Source organism: Nocardia sp. NPDC004711 (genome assembly GCF_053601595.1).
Window position 1 is genome coordinate 145,933 of record NZ_JBSGCB010000017.1, and the last position, 14,975, is coordinate 160,907.

Sequence of the window (14,975 nt, forward strand, 5' to 3'; positions counted from 1 at the left end):
GTAGTTCTCATGACGCGTGAGATCGCGGCGGATCGCACCGCCACCGTCTTCCCGCTCTCCCCGGCTCAGCTGGGGATGTTCTATGCGCAGCAACTGGATCCGGCGGTACCGCTGTCGGAGGCCCAGTACATCGAGATGCACGGACCGCTGGATATCGCGGTGCTGCGGCTCGTGGGCGCACAGGCAGCGCGGGAATTCGGTTCCGGTGTCCTGCGATTCGTCGAGATCGAGGATCGGCCGTATCAGGTGGTCGATACCGAACTGGACGCCATGGTCGGCTTCCTGGACTTCCAGGACCGACCGGACCCGGTTGCGGACGCGTTGGAGTGGATGCGCGCGGATGTGGCGGCGCCGATCGAGCTGTTCGGTGCACAGGCCGGGATTTCCACCGTGATCCGGGTCGGCGAGTCCCATCACCTGTGGTACACCAGAGCACACCACCTTCTCATCGATGGATTCGGCTCGATGACCATGCTGTATCGGGTCGCCGAGCTGTACAACGCCGCGGTGCGCGGGCAAACGGCGCCTCCCGGCACCGCGGCCTCGCTGCTGGACGTGCACGAGTCGGAGATGGCGTACCGGGAATCGAGCCGGTACGCCACCGACGAGCGCTACTGGCGCGAGGTCACCGCGGGCATGCCCGACCGGTGCAGCCTGGTCGGGGCCACCGCGCCCGCGAGCGCGCTGGCCCGCGAGGCGCGCGCCCAGCTGGGGGAGCGGACGGCCGAGCGGCTGGCGAGCGCGGCCCGCCGTTTCGACACCAGTGCGGCGGGCGTGGTGATGGCCGCGGTCGCGCTGTACTACGCCCGGCTCACGGCCACCGAGGAAGTGGTCCTGAGCCTGCCCGTGTCCGGCCGCACCACCGCGGTGCTGCGGCGTTCCGGCGGCATGATCGCCAATGTGGTGCCGCTGCGGGTGCCGGTGCCGCGCGAGGGACGGGTCGGGGAGGTCCTGGATGCCGTGCGGGTGGCGGCGTCGGGGGCCCTGCGGCATCAGCGCTTCCGCCACGAGGACATGCGGGACGAGGGCGACCGGGACGACTTCGGGCGCGGCATGACCGGGCCGGTCATCAACATCATGATGTTCCCGGCCGGGATCGACTTCGAGGGCCTGGAGTCGAGCCTGCACGTGGTCACCTCGGGCCCGATCGAGGACCTGTTCGTCAACTTCTACCAGCACGGTGCGGGCGCGCCGATCCATGTCGACTTCGCCGCGAATCCGCGCCTGTACGACGCGGATTCGCTGAACCGGCATCACCGGCGATTCCTCGCCGTGCTGGATTCGCTGCTGGAGGCGGGGGCCGGAACACCGGTCGCGGCACTGGATTACACGGCGCCGGACGAGCAGCCGGTGCTGGCGGGCGCGCACGGGCCGGCGGCGCCGCGGCCGCGGCTGCTGCCGGAGATCCTGGCGGACGGCCTGCGCCGCGCCGGACCCGAGACGGTCGCCGTCATGGGCCGCGACCGGCGGCTGACCTACGGCGAGTTGGACGCGCTGTCGAATCGGCTGGCGCGCCGGATCGTGCGGGCGACAGCTGCCGAATCCGGTTCCGGGATATCGGAGGCCGCGGCCGTCGGACCGGAATCGACCGTGCTGCTGGCACTTCCCCGTTCGATCGAGGCGATGGTCGCGCTGTGGGCGGTGGCCAAGACCGGCGCGGCGTTCGTGCCGCTGGGTACCGCGCTGCCCGCCGACCGCATGGCGCGCATTGCCGCGGACGCGGGCGCGACGATCGGCCTGACCCTCACGGAATCGACTGCCGCGCTACCGGATTCGGTCCACTGGATCACCCTCGACGACCTGCTCGACGAGGACGTGGCGCCGGCCGATCCGCCGCTCACCCCGGAGGAGGTGCGGGGGCGGCCGCGGGCCGGCAATCCGGCGTACGTGGTGTTCACCTCCGGATCGACCGGGGTGCCCAAGGGTGTGGCGGTGACCCACGCCGGATTGGCCGGACTGGCCGCGGCGATCGTGGCGGCGTACCGGGTCGCGCCGGGTGCGCGGGTCCTGCAGTGCCTGAACCCGAGTTTCGATGCGTCGGTGCTGGAATGGCTGATGGCGTTCGCATCGGGCACGACCCTGGTGGTGGCCGAATCGGATCCGGTGGTGGGCGCCGAATTGGCCGGACTGGTCAGGGATTTCGGCATCACCCAGGTCTGTTCGACACCCGCGGTGCTGTCCACGCTGGAGCCGGACGCGCTCGACGGGGTGCGCGCGGTGTCGTCGGGCGGGGAGCCGACGCCGCCGGATATCGTGGCGCGCTTCGGGATCGGGCGGGAGCTGCTGAATTCGTACGGTCCCAGCGAGACCACGGTGGCCGTCACCTACACCCGGGGGCTGGTGCCGGGCGTGAATGCCGGGCTCGGCGACCCCATTCCGGGCGCCGGGATGCTGGTGCTGGATCGCTGGCTGCGGCCGGTGCCGATCGGGGTGGCCGGGGAGCTGTACGTGACCGGGCCCGGGGTGGCGCGCGGGTACGTCGGCCGTCCCGGGCTGACCGCCGAGAGCTTCGTGCCCGCCCTCTCGGGTCCGGCCGGGGCCCGCATGTACCGAACCGGAGATCTGGTGCGCTGGACCGAGAGCGGCGTGCTCGAGTACGTGGGTCGCAGCGACTTCCAGGTGAAGCTGCGTGGTATGCGGATCGAGCTGGGTGAGATCGACGCCGTGCTCAACGCGCACTCGTCGGTGGAGATCGCGGTCACGGTGGCGCGGCCCGGTCCCGGCGGCGGCACCGTGCTGGCCGCGTATGTGGTTCCGCACGCCGGTCAGGTGATCACCGAGCCCGAGCTGCTCGACCACGCCACCCACCGCCTGCCGCCGTACATGGTGCCCGCGACCGTCACGGTGCTGGGCGCGTTGCCGCTCACCGCCAATGGCAAGGTGGATCGCCGGGCGCTGCCGGAACCCGTGGTCGCGCAATCGACGTCCGGGCGCGCGCCCGCCACCGCCACCGAACGCCTGCTCTGCAGCCTGTTCGCGGAGGTTCTCGGGACCGAGGCCGGTCCGGACACCTCGTTCTTCGCCCTGGGCGGCGATTCGATCATGGCGATCACGCTGGTGTCGCGCGCTCGCGCCGCGGGCCTGGTCTTCTCCGCCCGTGAGGTTTTCGAGCACCGCACCCCGGCCGCCCTGGCGGCCGTGGTCACCCGGCTGGAGGACCGTCCGCAGCGGCTGCCCGAACTGGCGGGCGGTGGCGTCGGCCGCCTGCCGCTGACGCCGATCGCGGCCTGGCTGCTCGGCCGTCCCGGCTGGCGGCATTTCGCCCAGTCGATGGTGGTCCAGGTGCCGGCCGGGGTCGAACTCCCGGTGCTGCTGCGCGCCGTCCAGGCGCTGCTCGACCGCCACGATGTGCTGCGCGCCCGCCTGGTCGACACCGACGATGGGCTCCGCTTGGACGTTCCGCCGGCCGATGACACCGAGGCGGCGACGCTGCTGACACACTTCGAGTGGACGGCGGCCGATGTGTCCGGGGCGGCGGTCGATCGAGCGCTGACGGATGCCGCCGGTCGGTTGGATCCGCGTGCGGGCGTGATGATCGCACTGAACTGGCTGGACGCCGGTCCGGCGCGGCCGGGCCGGTTGGCGATCGCGGTGCACCACCTGGCCTGTGATGCGGTCTCATGGCGAATTCTGCTGCCCGACTTGATGTCCGCCTGGACGCAGACCGCGGCGGGGACGAAACCCGAGCTGCGGGAGACCGGGACCTCGATGCGCACCTGGGCGTATGCGCTGGAGGCGCTGGCGTCACCGGACATCCCGAGCGTGCCGGCCGATGACTCGGCCGCCGTCGAATCACCCTGGCCGGTCAGCGAACTCGGGTACTGGCGGGACGTGCTGGCCCCGGATGCCCTGATCGGGCGGCGCCGGCTGGACGTGGCGGTGGACACCCATCGGACCGCCCGGCGGATCGATATCGAGGTGCCGGGCGAGGTGTCGGCGGCGCTCATCGCCCGGCTCGCGGGCACCCACCGCTGCGGCGTCGAGGACGCGCTGCTGGCGGCGCTGGCGCTGGCCCTGGCGCGCTGGCTGGACGGGCAAGAGGCGGTGGCCGCCGGCACCGTGGTCACGGTCGAGCGGCACGGCCGCGACGAGGCCGCGGTGCCGGGGGCGGACCTGTCGCGGACGGTCGGCTGGTTCACCACGCAGGTGCCGGTGCGGCTGGGACCCGTTGCCGTGGACGGAGATTCGGGCGCGGCCGACGTGGACTGCGCGTTGAAGACGGTCAAGGAACAGCTGCGGGCCGTGCCGCGCGGCGGCTTCGGCTACGGGCTGCTGCGCTACCTGAACACACGGACGGCCCCGGAGCTCGCGGCACTGCCGGATCCACAGATCGGATTCAACTACCTCGGGCAGATTCCCGAGCTCGCCGCGGGCGATTGGCTGCCGGTCGCGATGGGGGATCGGCTGGGCGGGCACGCGGATCCGGATATGCCGCTGGCGGCGGTCATCTCGGTGGACGCGGTCACGCTGGAGTCGGGGAGCGGGCCGCGGATCCGGGCGGTGTGGCAGTTCGCCGGCCACGCGATCGCGGCCGGGGACGTGGAAGCGCTCGCGCGGGAATGGCTTTCGGCCGTCGGTGAGATCGCCGAGCTGGTGCGGCGGCCCGACGCCGGTGGCCTCACCCCCGCCGATCTGCCGCTGCTGACCGTCGCGCAGCCGGAGATCGAGTCGTGGGAGCGGGCTTTCGGCCGTCTGGCCGATGCCTGGCCGCTGACGCCACTGCAGCGCGGCCTGCTGTTCCAGGCACAACTGGCCGCGGGCGGCCCGGACGGCTACTCGGTGCAGGCGATCATCGATGTCGAGGCCGACCTCGATCGCGATCGGCTGACGGCGGCCGCCGAGGCGCTGGTCCGCCGCCACGATGTGCTGCGCGCCGGCTTCCTGGCCTCGGATACCGGTGCGGTGCAGGTGATTCCGGCCGAGGTCGCGGTGCCGTGCGCCTATCGGGAGGCAGTCGGCGCCACGCCGGCGGAGCTCGACGAGATCGCGGCGGCGGAACTGCGTGAGCCGTTCTCGGTCGACCACCCGCCCCTGATCCGATTCCTGTGCATCGCGGCGGGGGAGCGGCGCTTCCGGCTGGTCATCACCAACCACCACCTGATCCTCGATGGCTGGTCCATGCCGATGCTGTTCGCGGAACTCATCGCCCTCTACGAAACCTCCGGCGACGACACCGGATTCGCGACCCCGGCCCCCTTCCGCACGCACCTGGAGTGGCTGGCCGCCCGCGACGACAACCTGGCCCGGGAAGCCTGGGCGCGGTCCCTGTCCGGCCTCGACGGCCCGACCCTGATCGCCCCGACCGCGCCGCGCGCCGACGCCGCGACCGCCCCGGTCGCCCACGAGGTGCCCCTGCCCGACGATCTGCCGGACGCCCTGCGCCGCACGGCCGCGGCCTGCCAGGTCACCGTCAACACCCTCGTGCAGGTGGCCTGGGCGCTGCTGCTGGCCGAGCAGACCGGCGGCTCCGACATCGTCTTCGGCGCCACGGTGTCCGGCCGCCCGCCGGAACTGGCCGGCGCCGAGCGCATGGTCGGCATGCTGGTCAACACCGTCCCGGTCCGCATCGCCCTGGACCCGGCCGAATCGATCGCCGACCTGCTCACCCGCGTGCAGCGCGAGCAGGCCGCCCTCGCCGACCACCAGCACCTGGGCCTCGACGAGATCCAGGCCGCCACCGGCCTGGGCCCGCTCTTCGACACCGCCACCGTCTTCGAGTCCTACCCGGTGGACGCCGCGATCCTCACCGCCGCCACCCGCCAGGCCGATCTCACCGTCACGTCCCTGCGCGCCCAGGACGGCACCCACTACCCCCTCTCGCTGGCCGCCTACGCCAACAACGGCCTTCGCCTCGAACTGACCCGCTCCCCACACTATTTCGATGCCTCCGAGGCTGATGCGCTGGCAGCGGCGCTGTCCCGCCTGCTGACCGACCTCACCGGCGACTCGCGCCGCCGCGCCGCCGGGCTGCGCGGCACGGACCCCGATGCGCTGGTCTCGATCCGGCCCGGGACCGAGTCCCGTGAGGTGCAGCTCCTCCCGGATCTCCTGTCCGCCAACGGATACCCGGGCACACCGGCGATCGTCAGCGCCGCCTCACCGGCCGACAGCGCTGCCGAGCTGACCTACGCCGAGCTGGCGGCCGTGTCGAATCGGCTGGCCCGTAGGCTGATCGAAGCAGGTGCCGGGCCCGAGCGGGCGGTGCTGGTGGCTCTGCCGCGATCGGTGCTGTCGATGGTCGCGGTATGGGCCGTGGCGAAGACCGGGGCGGCGTTCGTGCCGGTGGATGTCACGCAGCCGGCGGCGCGGACGAGCGCCATCGCCTCGGAATGCGGTGCGGTGCTGGGGATCACCTCGGATCAGGTGACGGATCTGCCCGGCGACGTGGCATGGCTGCGGCTGGACAGCGACGCGTTGGTCGCCGAGTGCGCGGCGATGTCCGCCGAGCCGGTCACCGATGCCGACCGGCTCGCGCCCCTGCGCCCGGAGCATGCGGCCTACGTGGTGTTCACCTCGGGGTCCACGGGCACGCCGAAGGGTGTCGTGGTCTCGCACACCGGGCTGGCCAATATGGCGGCGGCCATGGCGGAACGCGGTGGCATCGATCGCGATTCGCGCGTGATGCACTGCCTCAACCCGGCTTTCGACGCGGCCATGCTGGTGTGGATGTCCGCGTTCGCCGCCGGCGCGACGCTGGTCGTCGCACCGCCGGAGGCGAGTGCGGGTGCGGAGCTGGCGGCCGCCGTCCGCGCGGGCGCTGCCACCCACCTGACCTGTACGCCGAGCGTGCTCGCGACCCTCGATGCCGCGGACCTGCACGGTGTGCGGACGGTCGTGATGGGTGGCGAACCCTGCCCGCCCGCGCTGGTGACACGCCTGGGCCAGGGTCGCGCGTTCGTGAATTCCTATGGCCCGGCGGAGACCACGATCGCCGCGAGCTTCGGCGACCCGATGACGGCCGGTACCTCGACCCTGCTCGGCGACCCGGTGCCGGGGACGACCCTGCTCGTGCTGGACGCCTGGCTGCGCCCGGTACCGCTGGGCGCGGTCGGCGAACTGTATGTGCGCGGTGCGGGGCTGGCGCGCGGCTATGCCGGTCGCGCAGCGCTTTCCGCGAGCCGGTTCGTCGCCGACCCGTTCACCGCCGGGCAGCGCATGTACCGGACCGGCGATCTGATGCGCTGCACCGCGGACGGTTTCGAGTACGCCGGTCGCAGCGACTTCCAGGTGAAGATCCGCGGCATCCGGGTGGAGCCGGGTGAGGTCGACGCCGTCCTGCTGACGCATCCGGGCATCGAGGCGGCGGTGACCGTCGCCCGGCGCAATCCCGCCGGCGCGATGACGCTGTGCTCGTATGTCGCACTGTCGGATCCGGCTTCGGTGCCGGAGCTGCTGGCCTGGGCTTCCGGCCGGCTGCCGCGCTACCTGATGCCCGCCGGCCTGCAGGTGCTGCCGGAGCTGCCGCTGACGGCGAGCGGCAAGGTGGACCTGCGCGCCCTGCCCGAACCCCAGCTGGTACAGGCCGAATACGTCGTCCCGGCGGGTGCCGAGGTGGCTATCGCCGAGACCTACGCCGAGGTACTGGGGCTGGATCGCGTCGGCGCCCGTGACGACTTCTTCGCGCTCGGCGGCGATTCGCTCATCGCGACCCGCGTCGCCGCCCGTCTCACCGCGCACCTGGGCCGCACCGTTCCGGTCCGTCTGCTCTTCGAGGCTCCGGTGGTCGCCGACCTGGCCGTGCGGCTGTCGGCCGCCGAGATCGGCACCGCCGCACCCGCTCTCACTCGGACCGAGCGTCCCGACCTGGTCCCGCTCTCCCCGGCCCAGCAGCGCATGTGGTTCGTCAACCGCTACGACCCCGCCTCCCCGGCCTACAACGTGCCGGTGGCGCTGCGTCTTTCGGGCCACCTGGACCAGGACGCCCTACGCACCGCGCTGCGGGATGTGCTGGCCCGCCACGAGACGCTGCGCACGGTCTACCCCGATGTCGACGGCGTCGGCATGCAGCGGGTGCTCCCCGCCGAGGACGTCCCGCTCGACCTGGACCCGGTGCCGGTGTCCCTCGACCGGCTACCCGAGGTCGTCGCGGACACCATCGGCCGCGGGTTCGACGTCACCGCGGCGGTCCCGCTCCGGGTCCGGGTCTTCGTCGTCGACGACCGCGAAATCAGCTCGGCCGCACGGAGTTATGGCCCGCGCGCCACGATGGACGGCCGGTTCGAAGAGCACGTGGTCGTGCTGGTCGCGCATCACATTGCGACGGACGGTTTCTCGATGGCCCCGCTGACCCGCGATGTGGCCGCCGCCTATGCGGTGCGGGCCGCCGGGCAGGCGCCGGCGTGGGAGCCGCTGCCGGTCCAGTACGCGGATTACACACTGTGGCAGCGGGATCGGCTCGGCGCCGAGGCGGACGCGGACTCGCTGACCGCCCGGCAGCTCGGGTACTGGTCGGACACCCTCGCCGGGGTGCCGGATCACCTGGAGCTGCCGACGGATCGGCCGCGTCCGGCCCGCGCCTCGCATCGGGCGGCCGAATGCGCCGCCCGCGTGGACCGGGATCTGACCGCCGCGATCGACCGCTGCGCCCGCGCGCATCGGGCAACCCCGTTCATGGTGGTGCACGCCGCACTGGCCCTGCTGCTGTCCCGCCTCAGCGGCACCACGGACGTGGTGGTCGGCACCCCGGTCGCGGGGCGCGGCGTGCGCGAACTCGACGACCTGGTCGGCATGTTCGTGAACACGCTGGTGCTGCGTACCGGTATTCGCCCGGAGGAGGGCTTCGCCGCGCTGCTCGATCGGGTTCGGGATACCGATCTCGCCGCCTTCGAACACGCGGACGTGCCGTTCGAGCGGCTCGTCGAGGTGCTGGCCCCGGCCCGATCGGAGTCCCGGCACCCGCTCGTCCAGGTCATGCTGGTGTTCCAGAACCTGGCCATGCCGGAGCTCCAGCTGCCCGGGCTGACCGTGTCCCCGCTCGAATTGCCGCAGACGAATAGCCGTTTCGACCTGAGTCTCACGGTCATCGGCGACGCCGACGGCATGGAACTGCGGTGCTGCTACGCCACCGACCTCTTCGATGCGTCGACCATGGCGGACTTCACCGGCCGGCTGGTGCGTGTGCTGGCCGAGATCACGGCCGAACCCGCCCGCCCGGTCGGCGATCTCGACCTGCTCACCGCCACGGAACACGAGCGGCTGCACGCGGACGCCGAACCCGTCGCGTCCCCGCGCATGCTGGCCGACCTCATGGCCGACGCGGTCGCGGCGAATCCGGACGGCCTCGCCGTCATCTGCGGGGACCGCCGGCTCACCTACCGTGAGCTCGACGCCCGGGCCGGGCAGCTGGCGCGGCGGCTGATCGCGGCCGGCGCCGGACCGGAAACACTGGTGGCCGTGGGCATTCCGCGGTCCATCGAATCGGTGCTGGCGGTCTGGGCCGTCGCGCGGGCCGGGGCGGCCTTCGTCCCGGTGGATCCGGCCTATCCGCCGGATCGGATCGCCCGGATCATCGACGTTTCGGGGGTATGTCTCGGTCTCACCGTGCGCTCGCAGTGGGACCGACTTCCGGGCACGGTGGAATGGTGGTGCCTGGACGACCGCGACGCGGAGGAGTATCCGGTCGCGGTTCATGAAATCAGCAGGAACACAGCCCATCCGGCGTACGTCATCTTCACCTCGGGATCGACGGGCGCGCCCAAGGGGGTTGTGGTCTCCCACGCGGGTCTGGCGAATCTCGCTGCCGCGCAGCGGGACCGGGACGCACTCACCTCGGATTCCCGGGTCCTGCACGTGGCGTCACCGAGTTTCGACGCCTCCGTCGTGGAACTGCTGATGGCGGTGGGCGCGGCCGCCACTCTGGTGATCGCGCCCCCCACCGTCTTCGCCGGGCCCGAGCTGGGCGAACTGCTGTCACGCGAACGGGTTTCACACATCGCACTCACGCCCTCGGCGCTGTCGACCGTGGATCCGTCCGGCCTGGACGATCTGCGCCTGATCGTCACCGGCGGCGAACCCTGCCCGCCGGAGCTGGTGGCCGCGTGGGCGGCCGAGGGCCGCAACCACTTCAACGACTACGGGCCGACGGAGGCCACGGTGACGGCCGCCGGCGCGCCCGTGCATCCCGGTACGCCGGTCACCATCGGCCGGGCCGCACCCGGCATGCGAGCCCTCGTCCTCGACGACCGGCTGCGCCCGGTTCCGGACGGCGTGGTCGGCGAACTGTACCTCGCCGGAATCGGCCTGGCGCGCGGCTATTTCGACCGCTACGACCTGACCGCCGCCCGATTCGTGGCCGACCCACACGGCCCGGTCGGCCGGCGCATGTACCGCACCGGCGACCTGGTGCGGCGACGCGACGGGAACCTGGAATACCTGGGCCGCACCGACACCCAGGTCAAACTGCGCGGCCTGCGCATCGAGCTGGGCGATGTCGAGGCGGCGCTGACCGCGGAGCCCACGGTCGCGCGCGCGGTCGCGGTGGTCCGCGACGACGGGCGCGGCGGCATGCTCGCCGCCTACGTGGTCGCCGCGGACGGCACGGAACCCGAACCGCCGGCTCTGAAGAAGGCGGTCGCGCAACGACTCCCGTCCTACATGGTGCCGGCCGCCATCACGGTGCTGCCCGACCTGCCGCGCACCGCCAACGGCAAATTGGACCTCGATGCCCTGCCCGCACCGCAGCTGGTGGCACGGGAGCAGCGACCGCCCGAGGGGTCCGTCGAAACCGCGGTGGCGGCGGCCTTCGCCGAGGTCCTCGGCGTCGACCAGGTCTGGCGTGACGACGATTTCTTCGCCCTCGGCGGCAATTCGCTCATCGCCACCCGGGTGGTAGCGCGGCTCGGAGCGGCGCTCGACACGGCCGTCCCGGTGCGCGCCCTGTTCGACGCCCCGACGGTGGCCGAGCTGGCGGCGCTGGTCGCCTCCGGTGGCGCGTCGGATCGTCCGCGCCCGGGACCGCGCCCGCGCCCGGAGCGCGTCCCGTTGTCGGCGGCACAGCAGCGCATGTGGTTCCTCAACCGCTACGACCCCGCCTCGCCGCTCTACAACATCCCCGGCGCCTTCGAAATCACTGGTGCACTGGATATTTCGGTGCTGCATGAGGCGCTCGACGATGTCATCGCCCGGCACGAGACACTGCGCACCATCTACCCGGTGGGGCCGGACGGGCGTCCGTACCAGCAGATCCTGCCCGCGACAGCGGGTTCGCTGCCGATCACCGAACTCGAGGTGGCGGAGGCGGACATCGCGGCGGCGCTGATCGCCCAGCTGTCCCGCGGCTTCGACATCACCCGCGAGACGCCGCTGCGGGTCTGCGTGCTCCGCGTCGCACCGGACCGCACGGTGCTGGCCATGGCCGTGCACCACATCGCGGCGGACGGCTGGTCCATGGCCCCGCTGGCCCGGGATGTCATGTACGCCTTCGTCGCTCGCTCGACCGGGGTGGCGCCCGAGTGGATTCCGCTCCCGCTGCAATACGCCGACTACGCGCTGTGGCAGCACGAACTGCTCGGCTCCGACCGCGATCCCGACAGCCTGGCCGGCCGTCAGCTGGAGTTCTGGCGCACCACCCTGGCCGGTATGCCCGAGGTCCACGCGCTGCCCGCCGACCGCCCGCGCCCGGAGGCTCCCTCCGGGTCCGGCGACCGCATCGAATTCACCATTCCCGCACCGGTTCACGACCGCATCCAGGTACTCGCCCGCCGCCACGGCGCCAGCCCGTTCATGGTGGTGCACACCGCGCTGGCCGTCCTGCTGGGGCGGCTGTCCGGCCACACCGACATCGCCATCGGCTCGGTGGTCGCGGGCCGCGGTGACGGCGAATTCGACGACCTGGTCGGCATGTTCGTCAATACCGTGGTGCTGCGCTCGCAGCTCGATCCCGCCGCCGGTTTCGCCGACACCCTCGACGCCGTGCGGCAGGCCGACCTGGCCGTCTACGGCAATATGGACCTGCCGTTCGAGCGGCTGGTGGAGGCGCTGGCGCCGGCCCGCTCCACCGCGCACCACCCGCTGTTCCAGGTGCTGCTCGCCTTCCAGAACCTGCAGACCGAGGCAACCACGCTGCCCGGCTTGGAGATTCGACCCCTGGAAGCGCCCGCGCCCGGTTCCAAGTTCGATCTGGAATGGATGCTGGCCGAACAGTTCGGGGCGGCCGGGGAACCGGCGGGCATCACCGCGTCCCTCACCTTCACCACCGACCTGTTCGACCGCGGTACCGCCGCCACCATGGTGGACGGCTTCCTCGCGCTGCTGGACGCGGCAACCGGTGCCCCGGCGGCGGCGATCGGCACGCTTGTCGTGACGCCCGCCGGGGGCACCCCGCTGCCCGCGCTCACCGCGCATCCCCACGACGAAGCCACCGTCGTGGTGAATCCGCAGCCCGCACCTGCCCGCCGGGCCTACCGCGCCCCGCGGACCGACGCCGAACGCACGCTCGTCGACGCCTTCGAGAGCGTGCTGGAATCCCCGCGAATCGGCGTGGACGACAACTTCTTCGATATCGGCGGCAACTCCATGGGCGCGGTCCGCCTGGTCACCCTGGTGCGCGAACACACCGGCATCCCCATGCCCCTGCAGTGGATGTTCCTCGACCCCACGCCCGCCGCGCTGGCGGAGCGCCTGGTCGCGGCCGCCGACCAGCCGGGGGTGGAGGCGTCCATGCGGGTGCTGCTGCCCATGCGCCCGCAGGGCGACGCGCCGGCCCTGTTCTGCGTGCACCCGGCCATCGGACTGGCCTGGTGCTACGGCGGACTGGTGCAGTACATCGACGGTGACCGCCCCATCTACGGCATCCAGTCGCCGGGCGTCACCGACGGCGGCACCGCCGACCGCACCGTGCGCGAACTGGCCGTGCGGTACGTCGAGGAGATCCTCCACGTCCAGCCCGAGGGCCCGTACCACCTGCTCGGGTACTCGGCGGGCGGCCCGCTGGCGCACGCCATGGCCGTCGAGTTGCGCCGCCGCGGTGCGGAGGTGCCGTCCCTGGTCATGATCGACGCGCGCGCCGACGTCGCGGTGCCCGACGACAGCGCCCTCCCGCCGCTGTCGATGCTGCTGGCCGAATTCGGTGGGATCGACATCCCGCCGGAGCTCGAGCACCTCACGCCCGCCCAGGCGGCGGATCTGCTGGCCGCGTCCGGAATCGCCTTCACCGCAACCGATCTGGAGAACTTCTACAGCGATCTGCAACACCTGCTGCGCCAGATCGCGGCCCACGAGCACGAGGTCTTCGACGGCGACCTGCTCTTCTTCGCCGCCGCCCACAACCCGGACGCCATCCCGAACGTCACCACCTGGCGGCCGTATATCGGCGGCAGCATCGAGGACCGGCCGCTCCCGTACGGCCACAACGAGATGATCACCGCCGAGGCGCTGGCCGTCATCGGACCCCTCGTGGACGCCTACCTGCGGCGGTGATGCCGCGCAAAGCGCGCGATCTCGCGCCGCCGCTGGGGAAGAATGGGCGCTGGAAAACCCGGTCGGCTACGGAAGGTTCGGGCAAGTGTCGGTGAACGGGAAACGGCGGCTGCTGGGCGCGGCGGCGGTGGGGCTGGGTGCGCTCGGCGCGGGTGAGCTGCTCGCCGCGGCCAGGGGCGGGTCCGTGCTCGACGGAATCGGGCGGCTGGCCGCCGACTACGCGCCCGTGCCGGTGGTCGAGACCATGGTGGCGCAGGCCGGGGAGCACGACAAGGAGATGACCCGGCTCGGGGTGGCCCTCGGCGGGGTCGCCGCGGCCGCCGGGATGGCCCTGCTGCCGCCGCGGCTGCGGACCCCCGCGGCGGTGGCCTTCGGCGCGGGAACGGCGGCCGCGGCACTGCGCAGCGCCAACCGGTCGGTGCCCGGCGCGGCCGGTGGCGTGGCCGCGGCGGCGCTACTGCGCGCGGGACTGCGCCGCTCCACCGCGCCCCGTCACGGATTGCTGTGGGCGGCAGCGGGAACCGGCATGCTCGCCGCCGCCGAGGTGCTGGTGCGCCGCGAGGACCTGCGGTACCGCGAGGTGGCGCGGCGGGCCGGGTCGTGGGGTGCGCACGCGCCTGTCCCCGAGGACGGCCTCGGGCCGGAACCGGGACTGTCGCCCCTGATCACAACCGTGGGCAAATTCTATGTGGCGGACGTGAATTCGCGGCCGCCGCGCATCGATCCCGCCCAGTGGCGGCTGGCCATCGGGGGCCGGGTGGCCCATCACCTGCGGCTGTCGCTGGCCGATCTGGCCGAGCAGGCCGTGGAATTCGATGCCGTCATGGTGTGCGTGCACAATACGGCCGGCTCGGGCCGCTGCGGCAATGCCCGCTGGTTCGGTGTCCCGCTGACCGCGCTGCTCGACCACGCCGTCCCCGAAGCCGGGGCGACCCGGCTGGTCACCCGCGCCGCCGACGGCTACACCATCTCGCTGCCGCTGGGACCGCTGCGCACCAGCGAATGGCCCGGCTACCTGGTCATCGGCATGAACGGCGAACCGCTGCCGCCCGAACACGGCTTCCCCGCACGGGTTTTCGTGCCCGGCATCTACGGGCAGTACTCCGGGGCGAAGTGGATCACCGAGCTCGAACTCGCCGACGACACCCATGTCGACTACTGGTGCAAGCGCGGCTGGCCGGTCGAGCCGCTGTGGGTGCGCCCGCAGGCCCGCATCGATGTGGCGACCTGCGGCGGCACGCATTCCGGCAAGTTCACGGTCGCGGGCGTGGCCTGGGCCCCGCCCCACGGGGTCGCGGGCGTCGAGATCCGCATCGACGAAACCGAATGGCTCCCGGTCGAACTCGGCTCCGAGCTGGCGCCGGCCGCCTGGCGGCGCTGGCGCACCCTCGTCGATCTCCCACCGGGCACCCACACCCTGCAGGCTCGCGTGATCAGCCGCTCCGGCGAGGTCCAGGACTCGGCCGAACGTCCGCCCTTCCCGTTCGGCCCGGGCGGCCTGCACACGGTCACGGTCACCTCGTAGTCCACCACGGGCACCGGCCATGACATCTGTCATG

The 14,975-nt window shown here is 72.4% G+C and carries 2 protein-coding genes; both read left to right on the forward strand.

The features are described from left to right. The first annotated feature begins 9 nt into the window (after window positions 1–9). The gene (locus ACWEKS_RS19305) at window positions 10–13,416 is read left to right on the forward strand and encodes an amino acid adenylation domain-containing protein (RefSeq protein ID WP_452341351.1); all 13,407 of its coding nucleotides are present in this window, start codon (window positions 10–12) and stop codon (window positions 13,414–13,416) included. A gap of 85 nt (window positions 13,417–13,501) precedes the next feature. Further along, window positions 13,502–14,941 (forward strand): molybdopterin-dependent oxidoreductase, encoded by a 1,440-nt coding sequence (locus tag ACWEKS_RS19310; protein WP_452341352.1) that lies wholly within the window; start codon window positions 13,502–13,504, stop codon window positions 14,939–14,941. The last annotated feature ends 34 nt before the right edge of the window (window positions 14,942–14,975 follow it).

Coding starts and splice junctions, on each gene's coding strand:
- ACWEKS_RS19305 (WP_452341351.1), top strand. CDS start 10: ATGACGCGTGAGATCGCGGCGGATCGCACCGCCACCGTCTTCCCGCTC.